We start from the raw sequence: 26,276 nt of genomic DNA on the forward strand, positions 1-26,276 counted from the left end.
TGTCCGGTAAACAATGCAAACAAGCCGTTTCGCAAATATATTAATTTCACCGGTCATTTCTGGTTTGACAGGTATGCATTATTATCGTCACGGAAAAGAGGGTTTAAGTTCCATTCTTCACTAACTTTATTTATCTTTGCAGAAAAAATAATTCACCTATATCGTATATAGTTAATATGTCTTCTGCTACTTTCTGTTCCGTCATTACAGGCACCGGCAGTTATCTCCCCAGCAATCCAATATCCAACGATGATTTCATAGAAAATGAATTCTATGATACCAGGGGGAATAAACTCGAAACATCCATCCAGGAGATCATTGAAAAATTCAAAGCGATAACCGGCATACACAAAAGAAGATACGTTTCCTCTGAACTGGTTGCATCGGATATTGCATACCTTGCTGCAAAGCAGGCCATTGAATCCTCGCATACGGACCTGGAAACCTTCGACTACATCATTGTGGCGCATAATTTTGGAGACATCCGGTTTGGGGACAACCGGACGGATATGGTTCCATCCCTGGCCGCCAGAGTAAAGCATAAGCTGGGCATTGAAAATCCATTTACCGTTGCTTTTGATCTTCCGTTTGGTTGTCCGGGATGGCTTCAGGCAATGATCACCGCTAACTATTTCATCAGGTCAGGCGATGCGAAGAAGGTTCTGGTCATCGGTGCCGAAACCCTTTCCCGGGTCAGCGATCCTCACGACAGGGACAGCATGATCTATGCGGATGGAGCGGGGGCAACCATTCTGGAAGCCGTTCAAAGTGAACGACCCTGCGGTATCCTTTCACATTCCTCACGATCAGATACGAAAACACATTTTAAACTGATGTGGATGGGAAAATCAAACAATCCCTTGTCGGGCAATGGTGATTATTATATCAAGATGAACGGGCACCGGCTTTATGAATATGCCATTTCCAACGTGCCGCAGCTTGTTAAAGAAACGATTGAAAAAGCCGGCATTGAAGCTTCCCTGGTCAAAAAAATACTCATCCATCAGGCCAATGAGAAGCTCGACCAGGAAATCGTAAACCGTATTTACAGACTCTATGGCTATGAGGAACCCCCGGCGGATATCATGCCCATGACCATTTCTTTCCTGGGAAACAATTCCGTGGCCACCATTCCCACGTTGATTGATTTGCTCTGGAAAAAAAAGCTGAAGGGCCATTCACTTGATCCCGGCGATCATGTTGTGTTTGCCTCGGTCGGAGCAGGGATGAACATCAATGCAATGGTGTATAGGATGGTGTAGGTAAATAGTCGGCAGCCTGTCCTGATGAGTCCCGACTGCGTCGGGATAAACTCCGCGAAATCAGGATCAACAGCCAGGAGAACAGGGATTGGGGATTTGGTCAGGAAGTATCAGAACAGGTGTCCGATATTGATATACAACCCGCTCGATCCATCCCTTTTATCCCCGGCAAAGCCATAATCCACGGCAACGATGAAATTATCATTGAGTACAAGCCTGAGTGCAGCACCAAAACCGAGATGCCCGAATTTATTTTTTTCGGCATCCGGTTCAAAGTTCTGTTCATAGTCCGGGGTATTCCTGATGAGGCTGAGATCAAGATCCCGGTATTGAACGATCTTTCCATAATCCGCAAAACCGATAGCCGCAATATAGAAATTTTGCCTGAACAGTCTCGTCTGCCAGATCTTGTAGCGCAACTCCGCATTGGCAAGAATGGTTCCGTCTCCAACCACGCGGTTTCGTTTGATTCCACGCAACGATTTTGCTCCTCCAAGGCCATCGTTATTGGTCGCATTCGAGAAGGAGTTGATGAGCAGTGATTGTACGTAAAAGGGAGCCGGCTCTTTTCCGAAAATCGTACCCTGGTAAGCGAGGCGGTAAGCAAAGGTCAGTTTCTCGGCAACCAGCGGTATATAATGGCGGTGCGTAACTTCAAAACGTGCAAATGCGGATTTTACGGAGCCAATGGGGGGCGCTGTCTGCAGGATGATTTCATCCCATAGGCCCCTGTTGGGTGCGGGTTCGTTATCGCGGGTGTCATAGATCAGTCCGGTCTTGATGTAAAAAATATTCCCTCCCTCTTTTTCGTCCTCGCTGATCAATCCATAATTCACATACTTGTCATATAACAGCAGGGTGGAATCCGGCAGTTTCTCATCATCATCCTTGCCCTTGTTGAGCCGGTCGATATCCACCGTACCGGTCTTAAAATTATAATAGGAAAGACCTGCCAGCCAGCGAAATTTCTGCGATGTGATCCTTCCCTGGAAATCCAGGATCGTCCTGAGCTGTTTCCGGTCAAACTTATAATACACACGAGATATATAGTCGTCCGGATCCTCGTCATCGGCATACTCCTGATGATAGGCTGCGTCGTAACCGTTAAATCCATAGAAATCCAGTGCCTTGTCCGTGAGATAGCTCACATCGACGGTCATCCGCAGGTGCTTTGGAAGGAGCGACTTGGTGTCGTAGAAGATCTGGTTTACTCCCGTACCCTTTGTATAACGCGACCATTCCACATAGATCATGTGCTTATAGTCGGGATAGATCGTGCCATCACCAAAATCATTCAATTGAGCCAGTGCACCGTACTGAAAACCCAGGTCGGCGTCATAGGCGATGACAGGCAAGGCACCCAGTTTCCATCCTTTCTTGGCGGTGGTTTTCACGGTGTCTTCCTGGGCAAAACCATTGACAAAAAACAATAGCAGCGCCAACAGAGTAAATGGAATTGTTTTTTTCATACGAAAACGCTTGGATGAAAAAAAACGATGATTGTTCTCAAATTTATGTCAAAGGTAATGGAATACAGCTCTGAAAGAAAAATTAAAATTCAAAAAGCAAATATCAAAATTTATCTGTTCAGGACATTCGGGTACGGTATTATTAAATGATCGATGACATATACCAATCTTTATTTCAATTACGTTAAAATAAACTGAATCCAAATTGAACCATAACGATTACGATCAAATAAAGCACCCCCTACTCAGTCATTAGCAGATATTGTATGAGAGCACTACTGGTTTGGATGCTGATATTTATTTTTTATTATGGCACAGTTCATTCCCAGGATCTTTATCAGACCTTAAAGGGGACCGTGCATGACAACGAATCCAATTATCCTCTTTATGGGGCATCGGTCATCGTTTTGGGCACAGATCCCCTGATCGGAGCTGTCTCCGACCTCGAAGGGCATTTCCGGATTGATTCTGTACCAGTGGGAAGATATACGGTTCAGGTCACCTATGTCGGTTATCAAACCTTTCTTGCCAGGGAAATTATCATAGGCACGGGTAAAGAGGTGGTTCTGACGATCGGATTGAAAGAAACTGTTCTGGAGCTGAATCAGGTGGAGATCAGGGCTTATTCCAACAAAAGCGAACCGATCAATACCATGTCCACCTTAAGCGCCAAACAGATCAGCATGGAAGAAGCCAACCGCTATGCCGGTGGCATGGATGATCCTGCGCGCTTGGTTTCCTCCACTGCAGGAGTGGCATCCAGCGTCGGGAATAACGGGGTCGTCATCAGGGGTAACTCACCGAAAGGATTGCTGTGGAAGATGGAAGGGGTGCAGATTTCAAATCCAAATCATTTCGGTGATTATATTTCGCTGGGAGGCGGGGCCGTAACCGCCCTGAGCAGCCAGACAATGGCCGCTTCGGACTTTTTTACAGGTGCCTTCCCGGCTGAGTATGGAAATGCGTTATCAGGAGTGTTTGATATCAATATGCGGACAGGCAATTATGAAAAACGGGAGTATGTATTCCAGGCGGGTGTTCTCGGAATAGATTTTGCCTCAGAAGGCCCCTTCAAAAAAGGACATCCTTCATCGTATCTGTTTAACTACCGGTATTCGACACTTGGCCTGCTGGCTCCGATCTTACCCAAAGAAATGGGCAAACTGACATACCAGGATCTGTCATTCAAACTCAACTTCCCAAGCAGGATAGGAACATTTTCAGTATGGGGAATCGGAGCTTACGATTATCAGGGAATAGAGGCACTGATCGATTCGACACAATGGGACAGCAGTGATGACAGGAAAGAATTTACCACTAAAATGACCATGGGCGCGATCGGCATCAATTATAAAAAGGTAATCAATTCCAAAACCTGCCTTCAATCATCGCTGGCGCTGACAGAAAACAGCCTTGTCTGGTCGCAGAGTCGTTTCAATGATTCTCTGATCATGTCGCCCAAGCGCGAGGTCAATGATTATCGCTGGAAATATTCGTTCACCGGGCTGTTAAATCATAAATTCAGTGCCCGGCATACGAACAGGACGGGATTTATACTCAACCGCCTAATGTATGACATGAATATCAAAAATGCAGAAGAATACGGAGATCCGTTAATTACCTATATCGACGAAATGGATGGCAGTAACCTGCTGCAGGTCTTTTCTCAATCCAGGATCAGTTTTACGGATGAGTTGGTCCTGAACCTGGGGATTTATTCACAGTATCTCACATTGAATGATCATTTTACAATCGAACCCCGTCTTGGAATGCGATGGGAATTTAAGACAGATCATACCCTGTCTTTTGCATACGGATTACACAGCCAGATGGAAATGATCCAGCTTTTCATGGTGAAACAGGAAACGCCTGACCAGATGATCATGCCGAACACGAATCTTGATTTTAACAAAGCTCACCACATTGTGCTTGGATATGAATACAAATTCAACGATTATTTGAACCTGAAGGCAGAAACCTATTATCAGCGGTTGTTCGACATTCCGGTCGTCCCCGGTAGTTATATTTCAACGATAAACATCAACGAGATCTGGAATTTCAATGATTCTCTCGTGAACGAAGGCACGGGAAGAAATACCGGCATTGATGTGACATTAGAACAATATCTGCACAAGGGTTTCTATTATCTCGTAACCGGAAGCCTTTTCGACTCAAAATATACAGGTGGTGACGGTATAGAACGGAATACAAAATACAACAGGAATTACATCATCAATCTCCTGGCTGGTAAGGAATGGAATTTAGGCCTGTACGATAAAAATTTATTCGGTGCCAACATTCGGTTGACGTACATGGGTGGCGAGCGGATTATCCCCCTGGATATAGAAGAGACGATAAAGCAGGGCGAAATAGTCGAAGATATTAGCCACGCGTACGATGAAAAGCTCCCGGATGCGGTGATACTATCCTTTTCCCTGAGTTACCGGATCAATAAACCAAAACACGCCAGCATCTGGTCCTTTCAGTTCATCAATGCCCTTGCACATAAAGACTTTCAGGAATATGAATTCAATGATAAAGAACAGACGATCGAAAAAGTCGAAGACCTGCTCATGATCCCAAATCTAAGTTACAAGATAGAGTTTTAGGCGGGTCTTTTCCTCCATACCGTCGATTCATCCCAAAATCATATATCAACCATCGGTTATCGTTCATCTGATATCCAAAAGCCCTGATTTACAGGGCTTTTGGTGTGATCCCGGCAGGATTCGAACCTGCGACCCGCAGCTTAGAAGGCTGCTGCTCTATCCAGCTGAGCTACGAGACCAAGGGAGTGATATCTGAGTAACGATTAACCGGTATTTGATTTTTGATTTATTTTTGATATTTGATTTTTGGTATTTGCTTTATGATATTATAAAAGCAGAACAAAGGTACAACAATTTCCGAAATTATGAAGGAAACACTTTTTGGGAAAAAACAGGCAGAGCTGGTGGAAATCGCTGTGCAACAGGGTCTTCCTGCCTTTAACGGCCGTCAGATCACGGAATGGCTCTATAAAAAAGGGATGTCATCCTTCGACGGGATGTCATCCCTCTCAAAAAAGACACGGGAGCTGCTGAACCAAAATTTTGACATTGGCCTGAAATTACCCCTCACCGTGCATGAATCTGCCGACGGAACCAAAAAATACCTGTTCCCGGCAGGGGAGGGGCTGTCCATCGAATCGGCCTACATTCCTGACCGCGAAAGAGCAACCCTGTGCATCTCGACGCAGGTGGGTTGCCGAATGGGATGCAGGTTCTGCATGACAGCACGGCAGGGATTGCAGGGACAACTGACCTGCGGCGAGATCCTCAACCAGTACCAGAGCCTCCCGGAGCGGGAAACCGTGACAAACATTGTTTACATGGGAATGGGAGAGCCTTTTGACAACCTTGAAAATGTCGTCAACAGCCTGGAAATTTTGACCGCGGATTGGGGATATGGCATGAGCCCCAGGCGCATTACCGTTTCCACCATCGGTCTGGTTCCTGAAATGAAGGAATTTCTTGAAAAAAGCAAATGCCACCTCGCCATCAGCCTGCATTCTCCTTTCGAGACCGAACGCCGTGACCTGATGCCTGCCGCAAACAAATATCCAATCCGTGATATCCTGGAGGTGATCCGGGATTTTGATTTTGGGCTCCAACGCAGGATCTCCTTTGAATACATCATGTTCAGGGGCCTCAACGACACCCCCCGGCACGTGAACGAACTGGCACGCATTCTCCACGGGATCAAATGCCGCATCAACCTCATCCGTTTTCATCCCATCCCCGGCACACCACTGGAGAGTTCTGACGACAGAACCATGCAAAGCTTTCAGCAGGCATTGAAAGACAAAGGGATCATCACTACGATCAGGGCCTCCCGGGGAAGGGACATTGCTGCAGCCTGCGGCATGCTCTCTACAACCGTTCCAGCTGAGAAAAAAAGAAGTTGCTCTCAGTGATCGCGTTATCGTCACTGTCAGACCCGTGCACGGCATTGGCCTCGATGGACGTTCCAAACTTCTTCCGTATCGAACCCTCCGGTGCCTTGGATGGGTCCGTGGGACCGATCAATGCCCTGTAAGCCTCCACGGCGTTTTCTTTTTCCAGTATGGCCGCCACAATGGGTCCGGATGTCATCGATCTGACCAGGTCATTGTAAAAAGGCCGGTCCTTGTGGACTAAATAAAATGCCCTTGCCTGGGCTTCGCTCAGGCGCAAATATTTCAAGGCGATGATGCGAAATCCGGCCTCTGCGATCTGCGCAAGAATGGGCCCGGTGTATCCCTGCTTCACGGCCAGAGGTTTGACCATTGTCAGCGTGATGTTACCAGTCATAAGCTTTTGGGTTAATTGAATGATGAACCGCAAAAATAAATCATATATTCATAACTCAGAATAATTTGCTGATTTAACAGATCCATTAAATAAACTATCTTTGCAAACCTGATGAAGGAAGGCTCCCCGGGAACAAAGAGTGACCAGGAAAATGGCCGCAGAAAAATAAATCATTCACATAGTGGATTCAGCTGTTTTTGAGAGCATCCGGCAACTGTTGATCACCCCGAAAAGGATCGTGATCACTTCCCACGTCAATCCAGATGGAGATGCAGTTGGCTCAAGCCTTGGATTATACTGGTTTTTGTCTGGCCTTGGACATCAGGTGCAGGTGATCATCCCCAATTCTTTTCCCTCATTTTTGTCCTGGCTGCCGGGATGTGACCGGATCGTTCATCACAAGGGGAAATCTCAGGAATCCCTTCAATTCATCGAATCGGCGGAAGTGATCTTTTGTCTTGATTTCAATGCGCTCAACAGGTTGGACACACTGGAGGAATCCGTCCGGAATTCGAACGGCACCAGGGTATTGATTGACCACCATGCCCAGCCGGTTCAGGAATTTGACCACCTGATCTCCATCGTAGAAACATCCTCCACATCCGAGATTGTTTTTGATTTCATGGACGCATTTAACGTTCCTCACCTGATTGACAAAAAAATTGCTGAATGCCTATTTGTAGGGATCATGACCGACACAGGATCGTTCAGCTTCGGTTGTAATTACGTAAACACGTTCAACATCGTCGCCCGCCTGATCTCACTGGGCATTGATGTGGAACATATCCACCGGCTGGTTTATGACACCTACACTGAATCCAGAATGCGGCTCCTGGGATACTCGCTGAGTGAGAAATTAAAAGTTCTTGGCAACTACCACACAGCTTATATCAGTCTCACCAAAAAAGAACTGAGACAATTCAGGCATCAGATCGGTGATACGGAAGGGATCGTTAATTATGCATTGTCCATCAAGGGCATCAACCTGGCCATTTTACTGATTGAAAGGGAAAAGTATATCCGGCTGTCGCTGCGATCCAAAGGAAAATTCTCTGTGAATGATCTTGCACGTCAATACTTTAACGGGGGCGGACACAAAAATGCAGCAGGGGGAAATTCCTATGCGAACATGGAGCAAACACTGGAAAAGATCCATGGCCTTTTGCCTCTTCTGAAAGATCAGTTGAACTATTAGCACTCGCTGTATGCGCTTCTTCCGGTACGTGAGACCAACACTTATCTTGACGGGATTCCTGGGTGCAGTGTTGACAATAAATTGCAATCGTCAGCACAAGTCGCCTGAACCACAAACATCACAAAATAATTACAAAGAGCGGCTGATCACTGTGAATGAAAAGCTGGTCAGGGAAGAAGACGAATTGATCAATGAATTCATCAAACGTTATGAATGGGATATGAAAAAGACGGGCACAGGACTTCGCTATATGATCTATTCAGCAGGCGCGGGGTCCGCAGCCCGGGAACGCAATAAGGCGACCATCCATTATTCTGTGGTTTTGCTGAACGGAGACACTTGCTATACGGCCGTTAGAAAAGAATTCATCGTTGGTAAAGGTCAAATTGAAGCAGGGCTGGATGAGGGCGTACGAATGATGCATGTGGGAGATAAAGCAAAATTTATATTACCTTCGCACCTCGCTTTTGGATTGATAGGCGACCATCAATCCATCCCGCAAAAAGCAACCTTGGTTTACGATGTTTATCTTTTGGAAGTGAATGATATTTAACTGAGTCCAATTAATATTTATGTTAAAAAATACCAAAATGAAAAGAATTTTCTTTTTCCCAACAGTGCTTTTATCAGCAATGCTCATACTCTGGGCAGGCTGTAATCAATCGCCTTACAGAGGATATAAAGCGACGGACAGCGGCATCTATTATAAGTTCCACGTTCGTTCAGGCGACACGAATAAACCGCAGCTGAATGATCTTATGACGGTCGTTATGCGTTATGGGACAGAAGACAGTAACTTATTTGACAGTCACTTAAATCCCCGCCCCATGATCATGACGTTGTCACCTTCGCAATACAGCGGTGATATTTACGAGGCAATGTCCATGATGTCGAAAGGCGACAGTGCAACGTTCATCATAGCTGCTGACTCTTTTTTCCTCGTAACGGCAGGTGCCCGCTATCTTCCCGACTTCATTGACAGTACAGGTGCCCTGTTCTTTGACATAAAGATGCAGGATGTGCAAACCAGGGAAGAATACCAGCAGGCAGAACAAATGAAGAACGAGCAAAAAGCCAGGGAAGAATCCGATAAACTTCAAAGTTACCTCCAGGCAAACAACCTTCAGTTGGTACCTACCGCAAGCGGGCTTTATTATACGGAAACTGCTCCGGGAAACGGCAAAAAACCTAAGGAAGGAGAGTGGGTGAAGATCAATTTTGCACTTTCCTTGCTGGATAAGGTACCCATTTACTCCTCCTTTGAAGGAGAACCCTCATCGTTTGAATTTGGAAAAATATTTGAAAACCAAGGAGTTACTGAAGCTCTGTCTTTGATGAGCGAAGGCGGCAGGGCCTCCCTGATTGTTCCGTCGGGTCTGGCTTTTGGATCGGCGGGCAGAGGTGACATCATTCCTCCCTTCTCAACTTTGCTGTACGACATCCAGATACTGAAGGTACAAACCAAGGAAGAACATCAGGCTGAACAGGAAAAGGCAAAGCAGGAACGTGCCACAAAGGAAGAAAAGAACAAAATTGAAAGTCAGCGGTTTCTTGAGCAAAACAGCAAAAAGGATGGCGTGATCACACTGCCCAGTGGATTGCAGTATAAGGTGATCACCATGGGTACAGGTGAAAGACCTGGACCAGATGATATGGTCACCGTTCATTACAAGGGAACCTTGATCAATGGAACCGTATTCGACAGCTCCATTGATAGGGGACAACCGGCTTCCTTTAAAGTGAACGGCGTTATCAGAGGTTGGACGGAGGCCCTTCAGTTAATGCCAGTCGGTTCCAAATGGACACTGTACATTCCCTCTGACCTGGCCTATAAGAATCAGCAAAGGGGACAGCACATTGAACCCAACATGGCATTGATATTTGATGTTGAGCTCCTTGAAATTACCAAGGAATAAGCGCTCATCCATGCAAAAAAGGATCAAGGACCTTCATCAGCATTTTGAATCCCGGTTCGGACCTGGCGAAAAGGATATCCGTATCTTTTTCGCCCCCGGCCGCGTCAACCTGATTGGTGAACATACTGATTACAATGGCGGGTACGTTCTGCCGTGTGCCCTGCAATACGGTACGCTTCTCCTGATCCGCTTCAACAACCTCGGACGGATACGCCTCGCCTCCCTGAATTTTCCCTTTTCCATCGACATTCCCCTCTCCGATGCATCCGTCAAAAGGGGACAGGAATGGGTGAATTATCCACTGGGCGTGATCCGGCAGTTCAGGCACACCATCACGGAGATCCGAGGCATGGATATGATCTATCAGGGAGATATTCCTAATGGCGCAGGCTTATCCTCGTCGGCTTCCATCGAAATGGTGACGGCGTTCGCCGTGAATGAGCTTTATGGCCTGGAATGGGATATGCTCAGCCTCATCAAGGCATCACGGAAAGCGGAAAACGATTTTGTGGGGGTCAACTGCGGTATTATGGACCAATACGCTGTCGGAAATGGCAAAAAAGATCACGCAATTTTCCTGGACTGCGATAAAATTGAGCACCAGCTGATCCCCCTTGACCTGAACGGCTGCAGGTTAGTGATCTCCAACACCAATAAAAAACGTGCACTGGCCGACTCTAAGTACAACGAACGGGTCAGCGAATGTAGCCAAGCTGTCGGATATCTCAGGAAGTTTCTGGATATCCGCAACCTTGGACAGGTAACACGCTCTGAATTTGAGAAATACCAGCATGAGATCCCGGAGGAGACCATCCGTAAGAGGGCCCAGCATGTGATCTCTGAAAACAACCGGGTCATTCTTGCCGTCATGGCCATGCGCCAGAGCGATCTTTTAGCACTGGGCGCCCTGATGAATCAATCACACGAATCGCTCCGGTACGATTATGAAGTGACTGGCTTTGAACTGGATTCCATGGTGGAGGCAGCCCGGCAAATTCCGGGCGTCGTCGGCAGCCGGATGACCGGGGCGGGATTCGGCGGCTGCACGGTAAGCATCGTTCAACAGGATCAGATAGCCCACTTCCAAAACGAAGCAGGAGAGAAATACCTTAAAAAAACAGGTCTCATCCCTTCATTCTATGTGGCCGATGTCGGCGATGGGGTGACCGAAATCAAGGCAGGATAATATTACAGGCCGTCACCCGTTATTCATATTCTGAATTGTTGTATTTTTGCGGCCATGATCCGAAACAGCCCGAAAGCCTTCTTTTTTATTTGCTTTGTTCTGATCATCAGTTCGTGCAGTAATTACCAGAAATTGCTGAAAAATCCTGATTATGGTGAACGTTATGAAATGGCGGTCATCTACTATAACCAGGGTGATTATTACAGGGCACTGGAACTTTTTGAAACCGTGCTGCCCTTCTACCGGGGTAGCGAAAAAGCGGAAGATCTGAACTACTATTACGCATACTGCCACTACCACCAAAGGGATTACGAACTGGCCAGCCACTATTTCAAACGGTTTGCCAAGAATTTTCCTACCAGCAGGTACGCCGAAGAATGCCAGTTCATGAGCGCAAATTGCAAATATAAACTGTCACCCACTTATTCGCTGGACCAGACCAATACACTGGAGGCAATCAATGAACTACAGCTTTTCATTGACCTTTATCCGAAAAGTGACCGAATTACTGAATGCAACGAACTCATTGACCAGTTGCGGAGTAAGCTCGAGAAAAAAGCCATTGAGATTGCAAAGCTTTACCTTAAAATGGAAAACTACAATGCAGCCATCACAGCACTGAATAACGTCCTGAAAGATTATCCGGGAACAGATTACAAGGAGGAGATCATGTTCAGCCTGGCAAAGGCTCATTATTTTTATGCCGAGAAAAGCATTGCAGAAAAAAAACTAGAGAGGCACCAGAGTGCGATCGAAGCATATGACGCCTTTGTTGCAACTTTTCCGGAAAGCGAGTATCTTAAACAGATCAATAATTTTAGTAAAAATTCCAGAAGACAGGTTAAAAACTAAACAGGAAAACCTATGGATTACAAAAAGTCAAAAGCTGATTCTACCACGGTCACCAGAAACATGCGTGATTTTGACGAAGAAACCGGTAACATCTATGAATCAGTTGCCATTTTGTCAAAACGTGCGAATTCCATTGCTCTTGAAATGAAAGAGGAACTGAGCAAGAAAATTGCCGAGTTTGCCTCCCCAACGGATAACCTGGAGGAGGTTTTTGAAAACAGGGAACAGATTGAAATCGCCAAGTTCTACGAACGGTTGCCAAAACCCACGCTGATCGCTGTCAGCGAGTTCCTCAATGATCAGATCTACTACCGAAATCCTGCAAAGGATAAAAAACCAAAAACTTCTTAACAAACAGACCGGTTTCATCAGCATGCTCACAGGTAAAAAGATAGTGATCGGCGTAACCGGCAGCATAGCTGCCTACAAGGCTGCTTATCTGGTGAGGTTACTGGTAAAGGAGAACGCAGAGGTTAAAGTGATGATGACACCTTCAGCACGCGATTTTATCACTCCGCTGACCCTGTCCACCCTTTCCAGAAATGCCGTTCTCTGTGATCCATTCGATGCAAGGGATGGTTCCTGGAACAGCCATGTCGACCTGGGACTGTGGGCGGATCTGATGATCATTGCCCCGCTCACGGCAAATACCATGGCCAAAATGGCCCACGGCATCGCCGATAACTTCCTGGTCACCGCGTTCCTCTCTGCACGCTGCCCTGTCTTTTTTGCACCCGCCATGGACCTGGATATGTACAGGCACCCGACCACTCAGATGAACCTGCATAAACTGATCAGCATGGGCTGCACCCTGATTGAGCCCCAGGTTGGTGAACTTGCAAGCGGTTTAAGCGGAGAGGGTAGGATGGAGGAACCTGACAGGATCCTGGAAGTGGCTAAACGATATTTTAGCGTACGTAACGAACTCAGGGGAAAAACTGTGCTGATCTCTGCCGGGCCCACCTACGAAGCAATCGACCCGGTCAGGTATATCGCAAACCACTCGACGGGTACGATGGGATTTGCACTGGCACATGAAGCCGCTGCACGAGGAGCTTCCGTGATCCTGGTGGCCGGTCCTTCAACCCTGATGGTTACCAATGCAAACATTCAAAGGATCAACGTCACTTCTGCAAACGAAATGTACGACGAGTGCCTCCGACACTTTCCCGCTTGTTCCATAGCGATCATGTCGGCAGCGGTGGCCGATTTCAGGCCGGCAAAAAAAGCCAGCGAGAAGATAAAAAAAGACGGGGATTCCCTGTCCCTTATCCTGGAGCCCACTGTGGATATCCTCAAAACAATGGGCGATAGGAAAAAATCCCATCAATTTCTTGTTGGATTTGCACTGGAAACGGATAATGAACTGGTCAACGCAAAAGGAAAACTGCAAAATAAAAACCTTGACCTGATCGTTCTTAATTCTCTGAGAGATGAAGGTGCCGGATTTGGATACGAAACAAACAAAATCACCCTCATCGACCGGAAACACAGCCCACAATCCTTCGCCATGAAACCAAAGCAGGAAGTTGCCAAAGATATCATCGACTGGTTAGTAAATAAAATCTTACCCAAATGATCAGAACCCTCCTGGTGAAACAGATGATCGTCTTCTTCCTTGTAATGGTCAATGTTAAGGCCTTTACGCAGGAATTCAAAGCTTCCATCAGTGTATCCGCTTCTGAACTCGAAGGCACCGACCGCAGAATTTTTGAGGAACTGCAATCTGCACTCTATGAATTTGTCAACGAACGTACCTGGACCAACTATTCCTTTAGCCCGGAAGAAAGAATTGAATGTACCTTTATGCTCTCCCTCTCCAACAGGGTCAGCGGAAGCGAATATGAAGGCCGCCTGAATGTGGTCTTCAGAAGACCCGTGTTTCAAACTTCTTACGAAACACCCATGTTTAACTTCATCGACAAAGATGTAAGGTTCAAGTACGACATGGGAGAAACATTGAATTATTCTGATAATCAATACACTTCAGCAATCACCTCCCTTTTCGCCTATTATGTCTACATCATCCTGGGACTGGATTTTGACTCGTTCTCTCCTAACGGAGGAACACCGTATTTTCAAAAAGCTCAAAGCATTGTCAATTCAGCTCAATCCTCCATTGAGAAAGGATGGAAATCGTTCGAGAACCAGCGAAACAGGTACTGGCTGGTCGAAAACCTGCTGAACTCTTCCTATTCATCCATCCGGCAATTCTCGTATAAATACCACAGGAGAGGATTGGACGTAATGTCAGGAAATCTGGAGATGGGCAGAAGCACCATCGCCGAATCCCTCGAAGATCTACGAAAGGCAAACCGTGTCAAACCCGGACTTTTCCTGGTGCAGGTCATTCTGGAAACCAAACGTGAAGAAATCAGCAATATTTTCAAAGAGGCCTCTCCCATGGATAAAACAAAGGCCCTGAATATCCTGACAGAGATCGATCCTTCCAATTCGGCTACCTATCAGCGATTATTTGCTACTGAAGGGCAGTGACGAACTGAGCAATAATCTTTTTATTTTTGTTTGCTGGCTGCTAAATAACCGAGGATGATTACCCATCTCACGATAAAGAATTATGCATTGATCAGGGAACTGGATGTTGACTTGTCCGGTGGTTTTCTGGTCATAACGGGGGAAACAGGCGCTGGTAAATCAATCCTGCTTGGTGCACTTTCGTTGATTCTCGGACAACGTGCCGATGCAAGCCTTCTGAATGAAAAAGATAAAAAATGCATCGTTGAAGGCACCTTTCGCATTACGACATATTCCCTGGAATCTTTTTTTCAGAAGAATGACCTTGACTGGAACGAAACCACACTTCTCCGGCGGGAGGTCAGCCCAAACGGGACATCCAGGGCATTCATCAATGATACGCCGGTCACCGTGGCCACCCTGAAGGAACTGGGAGAAAAACTGGTCAACATCCACTCACAATACCAAACCCTTACATTGAACGACGTCAGTTTTCAGCTGACCGTCATTGATCATTATGCGGGGATCATCCAGCAGGTTGCCGCTTATCGCCGGCAGTTCGATCAGCTTGTACAGCAAAGGGCCGCACTGGCACGACTCTCCCAGGATGAGGCACGTTCGAGATCCGGCATGGAGTACGATCAGTTTATCTTTGAGGAACTTGAAAAGGCACAGCTTCAAAAAGGGGAACAGGAGGCTATCGAGAAGGAATTGCAGGTACTGGTCAATGCCGAAGAAATCAAATCCAGCCTTTTTACTGCCGCTCAGGCAGTGGTGCATGGAGACCAAACGATCCTGGACCAGCTCCGGGAGATAACAGCCGCATTGATGAGATCGGTCAGGTTCTGTCAGGATCTTCAATCCCTGACCGACCGCCTGAACGAAATTAACATTGAGATGAAAGACATCGCTCTGGAGATCGACCGGCTGGAAACCAAAATCAACTACGATCCTGAAAGGATAAGGATTCTGAACGAAAGGGTCGACCTGATCAATAAACTGGAACATAAGCACCAAGTGGGTTCCATTGATGAACTGCTTGATCTTAAGGAAAGTTTACAGGCAAAAATTCGTTCCTGGCAATCACGGAGTGATCGAATTCAACTCCTTGAAAAAGAAATTAATACAATGGAAGAAACTTTAAAAAGGCTGGCGGATGAGATTTCTTCCAAACGGAGTGAGATCTGCCCTGACCTTGAAAAGGAGGTGATCGGACTGCTGCAGGATTTGGGCATGCCTGATGGCCGGTTCGTGGTGGAACAAACCCGGAACGAATCACTGACCAAAGATGGATGGGACCAGGTGGCTTTTTTGTTCAACGCCAACAGGGGAGGGGAGGTCAGGGAAATCTCAGGCATTGCTTCAGGGGGTGAGCGCTCAAGGCTTATGCTGAGCCTTAAATCACTCCTTGCACAAAAAAACCTGCTTCCAACTATTATTTTTGATGAGATCGATATGGGAATTTCAGGGGAAGTGGCCGGTAAAATGGGAACCATTCTTAAACGAATGTCAGGTTTCATGCAGGTGATCGTTATTACACATCTTCCCCAGATTGCAGGCAAAGCCCAGGCCCATTACCTGGTATACAAGACAGCAGACATTTTTGCAGCACAGACCTTTCTGAAAAAACTGACCAAAGAGGAGCGGATCCTTGAAATAGCCAAAATGCTCAGTGACCAGCAGGTCACTGAATCAGCCATCATGGCTGCGAAAGAATTGATGAAACATAACCTGTAACCAACCATTCTTATCTGTTAAACCAACCATGACAAACCAGCTCTTAAACGGGAAAAAGGGGATCATTTTCGGTGCCCTGGATGAAAAGTCAATTGCCTGGCAGGTAGCCTTAAAAGCTTTTGAAGCCGGCGCCACGTTTACACTATCCAACACACCGGCCGCCCTGCGTTTCGGAACCATTGAACAGCTTGCCGAAAAATGCAATGCTGAAATCATCCCGGCTGACGCCACCAGTGAGCAGGACATTGAAAATGTGTTCAGGAAATCCCTGGATGTCCACGGGGGGCAGGTTGACTTTGTGCTGCATTCCATCGGGATGTCGATGAATGTCCGAAAGAAAAAGATCTATCCCGATCTGGATTACGATTATTTTATGAAGACGCTCGACATTTCAGCAATCTCTTTCCATAAGATGCTTCAGACAGCTTATAAGCTCGACGCCATCCGTGAGTGGGGTTCAGTAGTGGCTCTATCCTACATCGCTGCACAGAGAACCCTTTATGCTTATAACGACATGGCCGATGCAAAAGCCCTCCTGGAATCGATTTGCCGGAGCTTTGGCTATATCTACGGCCGCGAACGTAAAGTCAGGGTCAATACCATTTCCCAGTCACCTACCATGACGACAGCAGGAAGTGGTGTACGTGTCATAAAAGGGCTGATGGATTTCACTGACCGAATGTCGCCGCTTGGCAATGCCTCAGCCGAAGAATGTGCCGGTTATTGCATAATGCTCTTTTCTGACCTGACGCACAAAGTGACCATGCAAAACCTCTATCACGACGGAGGTTTCTCCAGCATGGGTATGAGCCTTCGGGCGATGAGAATGTATGCAAGAAGCCTGGAATGCGATGAATGTCCGGAGGTGGATTAGTCCCCTTTCCGGCCGGCATCGGGTGTCTTTTTCGGATAGTGGATCGTATAGGAATAAACGGTGCTTTTCTTGTCAGGTACTTTTTCCTCCGGGATGTTTTTTTTCTCAACGGCCGGTGCGGCATAAACAACCTGAACCGCTGGCCGTGTTTTGCTCAGGCGGAAAGGGATCTTCGTCCTCATGCTTGACTGAACCCGTATCCCCCTGTTCTTTACCGATTCATATCTGAGCAGGCGGACAACCCGCAATGCTTCTTCGTCGCATCCGTGACCAAGGCCTTTCTCAATATGTGCTTCAATGACCACCCCAAGGTCACTGACCCTGAATTTTACATAGACGTCTCCTTCAATTTTATTTTGTAGCGCTTCATCCGGGTAAGACAGGTTATCCGAAAGAAAGCGTTTGAAAGCACTGCTTCCTCCCGGGTACTTGGGGAGTGCCAGGAATTTTTTCTTTTTGGCTGGTGTTTTATCTTTGTTGCTCGCCATCAGGTCAATTGTTGGATCAAAAGTACAAAAACCTGGGGCAGGTTTTATGTTATGATAAAAAACGATACGTTAAACCTTGTTCTTTTATTATATTTGTGCAATGCAACTTCCAATCATTCATCAACAATAAGGGAGGTCTTTATGATAGATTTTTCGTTATCAACTGAGCAACAAGCCATTGTTGAAAAATACCGCGATTTCACCCATCGCTGGATCATTCCCAACCGGTTGAAATATGATGCCCTGGCTGAGTTTCCGTGGGAAATCATCAAAGCCGCATACGATGAGGGGATCATCAATGGTCCCATTCCAAAGGAATACGGGGGAAATGGTTTTGATCAGGTGGCCAGCGCATTGCAGTCAGAAGAGCTCGGAGCAGGTTGCATTGGGATTGGCATCTGCATCGATGCCAACACCCTGGCTTTGACGCCATTGTTGCTGGCAGGCAGTGACGCACAGAAAAAGAAATTTTTTAGCCGCATTTGCGAAGAAAAAGGCGTTGCTGCATACTGCCTCACCGAGCCCAATGCTGGTTCTGATGTACAGGCAATCAGTTCGTATGCCGCAAAGAAAGGAGATAAGTATGTTTTGAACGGCCATAAACGATTCATCACGAATGGAGAGGTTGCTTTGTTCCACACCGTATTTGCCATCACTGATCCCGAAAAGGGAAGCCGCAGCCTTTCTGCGTTCGTTGTTCCACTTGATCTTCCCGGGGTTGAAATTGTCAGCAGGCTCGACAAAATGGGACAGAAAGCATCGGTTCAGAACGAAATTAAATACAACGATGTAGAGGTTCCTGCTGAGAATTTGCTGGGAGAAGAGGGCAGGGGATTCCTGATTGCGATGAAAACGTTTGATCGCACCCGGACCGGCGTGGCTGCCCTCAGCATCGGTGTGGCCAGGTCTGCTTATGAAATCGCCAAAGACTGGGCACAGAAACGTATCCAATTTGGCAAGCCCATCGCTGCCAACCAGGCGATCGGATTCATGCTGGCCGACATGGCCACTGAAATCGAGGCGGCACGCGCTTTGACCTGGCACGCGGCATGGGCCCACGATGCAGGGAAACGCTCGGCTTCGAAGCTCGCAGCCATGTCAAAAATGTATGCGTCCGACATCGCGATGAGGGTTACCACCGATGCTGTACAGGTGATGGGAGGAGAAGGATATTCACGGGAAAATCACGTCGAGAAAATGATGCGCGATGCCAAACTCTGCCAGATCTACGAGGGTACGAACCAGGTACAGCGCATCGTTATTTCAAAAAGTATCTTAAAAGAATAATGCTTAGAGGAAATACCGGTTCTCCTCTATAAGCCGGTCAGCGATCCTCAGCCTGGCTTCCTTGACGTTGACAGGCGGTACAGTGGTAAAACGGTTGATCCTTTCAATCCAGATCCGGTGTTCGTTATCACTGGCAAATGAATTCACGGCATCGGTAGCCGCTTTTCTGATCAGGTGCGCCACATCATAAATGGTCACTTCGAGAATATCCTTGTATAGCCTGATCCCATCCTCACCATTCAGCCTCTCAAGCTTCTGAACGCGTAAAAAGGTGGATTCTGCCGCATAGACATTCATGATGATGTCGGATATGTTGAAGAGGATCATCTGCTCCTCTGCCAGGTCGCGCTGGAATTTCCTTGAAGCAGCACCCAGCATGAAAAGGGCAATGCGCTTGAAATTCTTGATGTAGTAAAATTTCTCTTCATAGTAAGGAAACCTGGTGGGATCGTCCACACGGATCTCTTTCCATTCTTTCACAACATGATTGGCATAGCGCACCACATCAAAACCTGAACGAAGTGCTTTTTTGATGGTCGTGTCGGCAACGAGCAAACGGTTGATTTCATTGGTACCCTCGAAGATGCGATTGATCCTGGAATCACGGTATGCCCTGTCAACATTGGTCTCCGATGAAAAGCCCATACCGCCGAAGATCTGGACAGCTTCATCCACAATATAGTTAAGTGCTTCAGAGCCAAATACTTTCAAAATGGCAGCTTCAATGGCATATTGGGCGATCCCTTCGATGGATGCTTTGCCTTTCTGCATCCCGGATTCAAGCAACTCATCAATCGCCTGATCAACGTTATGACTTGCCCTGTAAACGGCTGATTCGGTCACAAAAGTCTTGATCACCTGTTCAGCCAGTTTATACTTGATCGCACCGAACGAACCGATCGGTCGTCCAAACTGTTTCCGCTCACTGGCGTAATTGACCGACAAGGTGATGGCCCTTTTAGCGGCACCCAGCACGGTCCCGCCCAGTTTGATCCTGCCCATGTGAAGAATGTTCAGGGCAATGCGGTATCCTTCACCCTGGCGGCCCAGGAGATTTTCAACCGGTACCTTGACATCATTAAGAAAGATCTGAACCGTAGAGGATCCTTTTATGCCCATTTTTTTCTCTTCGGGCAGGACGACCACGCCAGGCCAGTTGCGCTCGACTATGAAGGCACTGTGAACCCTGTCGGTTCCTATCTTGGCAAAAACGGTCAGAATGTCAGCAAATCCGCCGTTGGTTATCCACATTTTCTGCCCGTTGAGGATATAGTGCCTTCCATCCGGTGACAAAACTGCCCGCGACTTGCCTGCATTGGCATCCGACCCGGCATTGGGCTCGGTCAGGCAATACGCTGCAGCCCATTCACCCGAAACGAGCCTGGGAAGGTACCGCTCTTTTTGTTCGTCGGTCCCGTAGTAAAGGATGGGAAGGGTACCTATGCCGGTATGCGCCGAATAGGCCACTGAAAATGAATACCCGGATCCCATGGATTCACTGGCCAGCATCGAGGTGACAAAAGACTGCTCAAAGCCGCCGTATTGTTCGTGTACAGAAATGCCCAGCAGGCCCAGATCCCCAGCTTTATGCAACAGGCTTCGCATCAGGCCTTCCTCCTGGCTGTCAATCCTGTCAAGAATGGGATAGACTTCCGTTTGAAGGAAATCCTCACACGTCTGGCGGATCATCCGTTGTTCCTCGTCAAATTCTTCAGGAATGAAGACCTCTGATTCCTTTGTCTCATGGATAAGGAATTCGCCTCCGGATAACCTTTTTTTAACTCCCATGACCCAGCAATTAAGATTTGAAAATGATCAGGCTTTTTCTGCTTTTTCAGTCTGCCTGATAATGGTGATGTTGATCTCCTCCCCGGTTGAATTCAGATCAACCAGAATGGAATCACCCTGGATGAATTCGGTTTTGATCAGTTCTTCAGCAAGCGGATCTTCCACATATTTCTGAATGGCCCGTTTCAGGGGGCGGGCACCAAACTGAGCATCCCAGCCTTTGTCAACGATGAAATCCTTTGCTTTCTGGGAGACCGTGATGGTATAGCCCAGGGCTTCCACCCGTTTAAAAAGCTGAGCCAGCTCAATGTCGATGATCTTATGGATGTCGTCACGCTCAAGTGGGTTGAAAATGACCACATCATCAATGCGGTTCAGGAATTCAGGTGCAAAAGTCTTCTTTAAAGCGTTTTCAATGACACTTTTTGTATAATCAACGCTGGCCGACTTACGTGCAGAGGTTGAAAATCCAACACCTTGCCCGAAATCCTTCAGCTGCCTGCTTCCAATGTTGGAGGTCATGATGACAATGGTGTTTTTAAAGTCGACCCTTCTCCCGAAACTGTCCGTTAAAACGCCGTCATCAAGCACCTGCAGCAACAGATGGAAAATATCGGGATGGGCCTTTTCAATTTCATCAAGCAGAACGATGGAGTAGGGTTTTCTCCTTACCTTTTCGGTCAGCTGTCCACCTTCCTCGTATCCGACGTATCCCGGAGGAGCTCCCACAAGACGGGAGACAGCAAATTTCTCCATAAACTCGCTCATGTCGATCCTGACCAGCGCTTCCACGGAGTCGAAGAGGTATTCCGCCAATACCTTGGCAAGATGCGTTTTCCCAACGCCTGTGGGACCAAGGAAGATAAACGTGCCGATGGGTTTGTTTGGATCTTTCAACCCCGCACGGTTTCTCCGGATGGCACGCACGACCTTGTTAATGGCTTCATTTTGGCCAATGACCGTATGCTCCAGTTCTTCCTCCATCCTGATGAGCCTGTTGCTTTCATTCTGTGCGATTCGCTGTACAGGTATCCCCGTCATCATGGCTACCACTTCGGCAACATTTTCGGCTGTCACGGTTTGTCGCTGGATCTTTGATTCCTCTTCCCACTTCTTTTTCTCATTATCAAGCTGTTCCTGAAGCTTTCGCTCAATGTCCCTGTATTCAGCCGCTTCTTCAAACTTCTGGCTGTTGATGGCCTTGGTCTTTTTCTTCCGGCTTTCCTCAATGGAATTTTCAATGTCAATGATCTCTTTGGGGACGTTGATGTTGATGATATGCACCCTGGAACCTGCTTCATCCAGCGCATCGATTGCCTTATCGGGAAGGTAGCGGTCGGTAATATAGCGCGTGGTCAATGAAACACAGGCCTTGATCGCTTCCGCGTCATATTTGACCAGGTGGTGGTCTTCGTATTTTTCCTTGATGTTCTTCAGTATCTCAACCGTTTCCTCCGGCGAGGTGGGATCAACGAGGATTTTCTGAAAGCGGCGCTCCAGTGCTCCATCTTTCTCAATGTACTGACGGTATTCATCCAGGGTCGTAGCTCCGATACACTGTATCTCACCGCGTGAAAGGGCAGGTTTGAACATGTTGGAGGCATCCAGTGAGCCTGAGGCGTTTCCGGCACCCACAATCGTGTGGATCTCATCGATGAAAAGAATGATGTCCCTGTTCTTTTCCAGTTCGTTCAGCACAGCTTTCATTCTTTCCTCAAACTGGCCTCTGTATTTTGTTCCCGCAACAAGTGAAGCCAGATCCAGTGTGAAGATTCGCTTGTTGAAAAGGGCACGGGATACCTTACGCTCAATGATCCGAAGGGCAAGTCCCTCGGCAATGGCAGATTTGCCGACACCCGGTTCCCCGATCAGGATGGGATTATTCTTTTTTCTTCGGCTTAAGATCTGGGCGATTCGTTCCAGTTCCCGTTCCCTTCCGACAATGGGATCAAGCCGGCCTTCCTCGGCAGCCTTGGTGATGTCCCTGCCAAAGTTGTCCAGGACCGGGGTTTTTGACTTTGAATCCGAAGCTTTCTTCGAGCTGCTGCTGAATCCCCTTCCGCCTTCCTCCTGATCATCATCAGCCGTGCTTCCGGGCAACTCATCGGTGGGCTCAAGAGGGGAGGGGGTTTCCTTATCTGAAATGGTTGCTTTTATTTCGCTTTTTACAGACTCATAATCAATGCCATATCTCCGCAGCGTCTTGCTGACAAGGTTATCTTCATCTTTAAGGATGGCCAGCAGCAGATGCTCTGTGCCGATCGTATCACTCTGAAAGATCCTGGCTTCGAGATAGGTCAGCTTCAGGGCACGCTCTGCCTGTTTGATGAGAGGCAAATTGTCATTCGTAGTGGTACGGGTTCCTTTATTGATGATGGCCTGTTCAATGCGATACCTTGCCTCGTTGATATCAGCTCCGAGGTAATTCAGGATCTGTATGGCCAATCCGGCTCCATCCCTGATCATACCCAAAAGCAGATGCTCAACCCCAATATATTCATTACCAAGACGTAGGGCTTCCTCCCTGCTGTAGGTCAGGACATCTTTCACCCGTTGCGAGAACTTTGCTTCCATCGGTATAAAAGTACAAAAAATTGGGAACACTGTTTCTCCCTGTTGGAAAAAATCAGATCAGAGGACCTCTGATCAAAAATCATTCCAGCAGAAGGACACTATCACTAAACAAACAACTGTTCAAAAGGTTTGGCGTGGCAATGACAGAAACTTTTTACGATATTCAGCCCGCGTCCGTTTGCTTCAAAATTACATCGAAATGGAAGTTAAAAATTCGCTGAACTCTATTATTATCAACACAATCGTGTTCATATAAAAAGTGCTGTCTGCAAGGCCTTGAATGCAAAAAAAACGTACCTTCGCCACACAAAAAAAGCCATAAAGAGAAAATGCCAGAAGGAGAAAAGATAGTCAGTGTCAATATTGAAAACCAGATGAAATCGGCTTACATCGATTATTCGATGTCAGTCATTGTCTCGCGTGCGTTACCCGATGTCAGGGATGGTCTGAAACCCGTTCACCGCCGTGTTTTATACGGTATGCTGGAGCTGGGAGTCCTGTCAAATCGTCCCTATAAGAAATCTGCCAGGATCGTAGGGGAGGTGCTTGGAAAATATCATCCCCACGGGGACTCTTCCGTCTATGATGCCATGGTGCGAATGGCACAGGATTGGTCATTGCGGTACCCCATGGTGGATGGTCAGGGTAATTTCGGTTCCATCGACGGGGATAGCCCGGCAGCCATGCGATACACGGAAGCGCGCCTTAAGAAGATCGCCGAAGAAATGCTTGAGGACATCGACAAGGAAACGGTTGATATGCAGCTCAATTTCGACGATAGCCTCAAGGAACCTACGGTGCTGCCTTCCAAAATTCCTAATCTGCTGGTCAACGGAGCTTCAGGCATCGCGGTCGGAATGGCGACCAATATGCCTCCGCATAACCTTGCCGAGGTCGTTGATGGCACCATCGCTTATATTGACGATAATGACATCACGATCCAGGAACTGATGAAGTACATCAAAGGACCTGATTTTCCAACGGGAGGTGTGATCTATGGTTCCGACGGCATTCTCGATGCGTTTGAAACAGGGAGGGGACGGATCCTCTTGAGAGGCGAGACCAAATTTGAGGAAGACGACCACGGAAGGGTATCCATCATCGCTTTTTCAATTCCTTACATGGTCAACAAGGCCGAAATGATCAAGAAAACGGCCGACCTGATCAACGATAAAAAAATTGATGGCATCGCTGATATCAGGGATGAATCCGACAGGAATGGTTTGCGGATCGTCTATGAGCTGAAAAGAGATGCCAATCCAAACGTTGTTCTCAATAAGCTCTATCAACTGACCTCGTTACAAACTTCGTTCAACGTCAATAATATAGCACTGGTCAACGGTCGTCCTAAGTTGCTCAACCTCAAGCAGCTTATCAAATACTTCGTTGAACACCGCCACCAGGTCGTGATTCGCAGAACCGAATTTGATCTAAAAGAAGCGGAGAAGAAAGCCCATATACTTGAGGGACTGCTCATTGCCCTTGATCACCTCGACGAAGTGATCACGCTGATCAGGAATTCACGCACACCGGATGAAGCCCGTACCGGCCTGATGGAAACGTTTCAACTGTCGGAGATACAGGCGAAAGCGATTCTGGATATGCGCCTTCAGCGACTGACCGGACTGGAAAGGGATAAGATCCGGCAGGAATATGAGGAGCTGTTGAAGTTGATCCAGTACCTGAAGGATGTCCTTGCAGATGTAAACATCAGGATGGAGATCATCAAAAAAGAATTGCTCGAAGTAAAGGAAAAATACGGTGATCCGTCCAGGACAACCGTCGAACATTCGGCGTTGGACTTTCGCATTGAGGATACCATCGACGACACTGATTTTGTAATCACCATTTCCCGGATGGGTTACATCAAACGAACCTCTTTGTCGGAATACAAGGTGCAACACAGGGGAGGAAAAGGAGCAAAGGGCTCAGAACTCCGGGGAGATGATTTTCTTGAGTATATGTTCGTTGCCTCTGCACACAATTACATGCTCTTTTTCACCGAAAAGGGACGATGCCACTGGCTCAGAACCTACGAAATACCCGAAGGTACAAAGTCATCGAAAGGCAGGGCTGTTCAGAACCTGCTCAGTATTGCGCAGGATGACAAGATACGGGCCTTCATCAATATCAAAGATCTGAAGGACCAGACCTACATCGAAAATAACTACATCATCCTGGCTACAAAAAAAGGTACGATCAAAAAGACCTCCCTCGAAGCCTATTCAAGGCCGAGAACATCGGGAATCAATGCCATCAGCATTAAGGATGACGATCAACTTTTGGAAGCCAGGCTTACCAACGGTAACAATGAAGTGCTTGTTGCCCTAAAATCGGGCCGGGCCATAAGGTTCCACGAAAAAACAGTGAGGCCGATGGGGCGAAATGCATCGGGTGTACGCGGCATTACCCTCACTGGAACCGACGATGCGGTGGTTGGTATGATTTGTGTTGAAAACGGCACCTACGATATTCTGGTGGTTTCTGAAAATGGGTACGGTAAACGTTCCAAACTCGAAGACTACCGGGTAACAAACAGAGGAGGCAAAGGTGTAAAAACGATCAATATCACATCCAAAACCGGTCAGCTCATCGCTATCAAGAATGTTACCAACAACGATGATCTTATGATCATCAACCAGTCGGGACTGATAATCCGGCTGGCAGTAGCAGGGCTCAGGGTGATGGGGAGAGCGACCCAGGGTGTCAAACTGATCGATCTGCGCGAAGGAGATGCCATCGCAGCGGTCACGGCAGTGCCCCTGGATATGGATGATGGAGAGGACCTGGAAATGGAATATTTAAATGAAATGAACGGCGAACTTGATCAAGAATAATTAAA

General features: G+C 47.2%; 20 protein-coding genes, 1 tRNA gene and 1 pseudogene. 16 read left to right on the top strand and 6 right to left on the bottom strand.

Features of this window, described 5'->3' with window-relative positions:
- The first annotated feature begins 176 nt into the window (after window positions 1–176).
- The gene (locus PKI34_06680) at window positions 177–1,262 is read left to right on the top strand and encodes a ketoacyl-ACP synthase III (protein HNS17487.1); all 1,086 of its coding nucleotides are present in this window, start codon (window positions 177–179) and stop codon (window positions 1,260–1,262) included.
- 110 nt (window positions 1,263–1,372) lie between these two features.
- Here the strand turns inward: PKI34_06680 and PKI34_06685 are convergent, their stop codons facing one another.
- On the bottom strand, window positions 1,373–2,731 hold the full coding sequence (locus PKI34_06685) for a BamA/TamA family outer membrane protein (protein ID HNS17488.1): 1,359 nt from the start codon (window positions 2,729–2,731) through the stop codon (window positions 1,373–1,375).
- Between the two features lie 266 nt (window positions 2,732–2,997).
- On the opposite strand from PKI34_06685, the gene PKI34_06690 reads away from it, so the two are divergent.
- Window positions 2,998–5,340, top strand: coding sequence for a TonB-dependent receptor (locus tag PKI34_06690; protein ID HNS17489.1), 2,343 nt, complete (start codon window positions 2,998–3,000; stop codon window positions 5,338–5,340).
- A 105-nt stretch (window positions 5,341–5,445) separates the two neighbouring features.
- On the opposite strand, the gene PKI34_06695 is transcribed toward PKI34_06690, so the two are convergent.
- Window positions 5,446–5,519 (bottom strand) — tRNA-Arg (locus PKI34_06695).
- 126 nt (window positions 5,520–5,645) lie between these two features.
- On the opposite strand from PKI34_06695, the gene rlmN reads away from it, so the two are divergent.
- Entirely contained in the window at window positions 5,646–6,686 is a 1,041-nt protein-coding gene (gene rlmN, locus PKI34_06700; GenBank protein HNS17490.1) for a 23S rRNA (adenine(2503)-C(2))-methyltransferase RlmN, read from the top strand.
- On the opposite strand, the gene ndk is transcribed toward rlmN, so the two are convergent.
- Complete coding sequence (gene ndk / locus PKI34_06705) at window positions 6,643–7,062, bottom strand: nucleoside-diphosphate kinase (GenBank protein ID HNS17491.1); 420 nt, start codon at window positions 7,060–7,062, stop codon at window positions 6,643–6,645. The two genes, rlmN and ndk, sit on opposite strands and share 44 nt — an antisense overlap.
- A gap of 181 nt (window positions 7,063–7,243) precedes the next feature.
- Here ndk and PKI34_06710 point away from each other — a divergent pair, with 181 nt between their 5' ends.
- From PKI34_06710 to PKI34_06760, 11 genes and pseudogenes are all read left to right on the top strand, one after another.
- Window positions 7,244–8,257, top strand: a complete 1,014-nt coding sequence (locus PKI34_06710; protein ID HNS17492.1) for a DHH family phosphoesterase — start codon at window positions 7,244–7,246, stop codon at window positions 8,255–8,257.
- A 151-nt stretch (window positions 8,258–8,408) separates the two neighbouring features.
- Entirely contained in the window at window positions 8,409–8,810 is a 402-nt protein-coding gene (locus PKI34_06715; protein ID HNS17493.1) for an FKBP-type peptidyl-prolyl cis-trans isomerase, read from the top strand.
- Between the two features lie 502 nt (window positions 8,811–9,312).
- Window positions 9,313–9,696 (top strand): annotated as a pseudogene (locus PKI34_06720) (FKBP-type peptidyl-prolyl cis-trans isomerase).
- Complete coding sequence (locus PKI34_06725) at window positions 9,685–10,173, top strand: FKBP-type peptidyl-prolyl cis-trans isomerase (GenBank protein ID HNS17494.1); 489 nt, start codon at window positions 9,685–9,687, stop codon at window positions 10,171–10,173. The pseudogene PKI34_06720 and the gene PKI34_06725 overlap by 12 nt, the downstream one beginning before the upstream one ends.
- Before the next feature lie 10 nt (window positions 10,174–10,183).
- Window positions 10,184–11,359, top strand: a complete 1,176-nt coding sequence (locus tag PKI34_06730; GenBank protein ID HNS17495.1) for a galactokinase — start codon at window positions 10,184–10,186, stop codon at window positions 11,357–11,359.
- Window positions 11,360–11,413: 54 nt separating this feature from the next.
- Window positions 11,414–12,211: an outer membrane protein assembly factor BamD gene (gene bamD / locus PKI34_06735; GenBank protein HNS17496.1), complete on the top strand. Its 798-nt coding sequence runs from the start codon at window positions 11,414–11,416 to the stop codon at window positions 12,209–12,211.
- A 12-nt stretch (window positions 12,212–12,223) separates the two neighbouring features.
- Window positions 12,224–12,562 (top strand): DNA-directed RNA polymerase subunit omega, encoded by a 339-nt coding sequence (locus PKI34_06740; GenBank protein HNS17497.1) that lies wholly within the window; start codon window positions 12,224–12,226, stop codon window positions 12,560–12,562.
- A 22-nt stretch (window positions 12,563–12,584) separates the two neighbouring features.
- Window positions 12,585–13,790, top strand: coding sequence for a bifunctional phosphopantothenoylcysteine decarboxylase/phosphopantothenate--cysteine ligase CoaBC (gene coaBC, locus PKI34_06745; protein HNS17498.1), 1,206 nt, complete (start codon window positions 12,585–12,587; stop codon window positions 13,788–13,790).
- Window positions 13,787–14,707 carry a DUF4835 family protein gene (locus tag PKI34_06750; protein HNS17499.1) on the top strand — a complete coding sequence of 307 codons (921 nt, stop codon included), beginning with the start codon at window positions 13,787–13,789 and terminating at the stop codon, window positions 14,705–14,707. The genes coaBC and PKI34_06750 overlap by 4 nt, the downstream gene beginning before the upstream one ends.
- A gap of 54 nt (window positions 14,708–14,761) precedes the next feature.
- Complete coding sequence (gene recN, locus PKI34_06755) at window positions 14,762–16,423, top strand: DNA repair protein RecN (GenBank protein HNS17500.1); 1,662 nt, start codon at window positions 14,762–14,764, stop codon at window positions 16,421–16,423.
- A gap of 28 nt (window positions 16,424–16,451) precedes the next feature.
- Window positions 16,452–17,297: an SDR family oxidoreductase gene (locus PKI34_06760; protein HNS17501.1), complete on the top strand. Its 846-nt coding sequence runs from the start codon at window positions 16,452–16,454 to the stop codon at window positions 17,295–17,297.
- Here the strand turns inward: PKI34_06760 and PKI34_06765 are convergent.
- Window positions 17,294–17,785 (bottom strand): energy transducer TonB, encoded by a 492-nt coding sequence (locus tag PKI34_06765; protein HNS17502.1) that lies wholly within the window; start codon window positions 17,783–17,785, stop codon window positions 17,294–17,296. The two genes, PKI34_06760 and PKI34_06765, sit on opposite strands and share 4 nt — an antisense overlap.
- Before the next feature lie 141 nt (window positions 17,786–17,926).
- Between PKI34_06765 and PKI34_06770 the strand changes: the two genes are divergently transcribed.
- Window positions 17,927–19,072 carry an acyl-CoA dehydrogenase family protein gene (locus PKI34_06770; GenBank protein ID HNS17503.1) on the top strand — a complete coding sequence of 382 codons (1,146 nt, stop codon included), beginning with the start codon at window positions 17,927–17,929 and terminating at the stop codon, window positions 19,070–19,072.
- Between the two features lie 3 nt (window positions 19,073–19,075).
- Here PKI34_06770 and PKI34_06775 read toward each other — a convergent pair whose 3' ends face one another.
- Entirely contained in the window at window positions 19,076–20,860 is a 1,785-nt protein-coding gene (locus PKI34_06775) for an acyl-CoA dehydrogenase family protein (GenBank protein HNS17504.1), read from the bottom strand.
- A 27-nt stretch (window positions 20,861–20,887) separates the two neighbouring features.
- Complete coding sequence (locus PKI34_06780; GenBank protein HNS17505.1) at window positions 20,888–23,434, bottom strand: ATP-dependent Clp protease ATP-binding subunit; 2,547 nt, start codon at window positions 23,432–23,434, stop codon at window positions 20,888–20,890.
- A 329-nt stretch (window positions 23,435–23,763) separates the two neighbouring features.
- Between PKI34_06780 and gyrA the strand changes: the two genes are divergently transcribed.
- Entirely contained in the window at window positions 23,764–26,271 is a 2,508-nt protein-coding gene (gene gyrA, locus PKI34_06785) for a DNA gyrase subunit A (GenBank protein ID HNS17506.1), read from the top strand.
- Window positions 26,272–26,276 lie beyond the last annotated feature (5 nt).

The sequence above is a fragment of the Bacteroidales bacterium genome, from assembly GCA_035342335.1.
Lineage (GTDB): Bacteria > Bacteroidota > Bacteroidia > Bacteroidales > JAGONC01 > JAGONC01.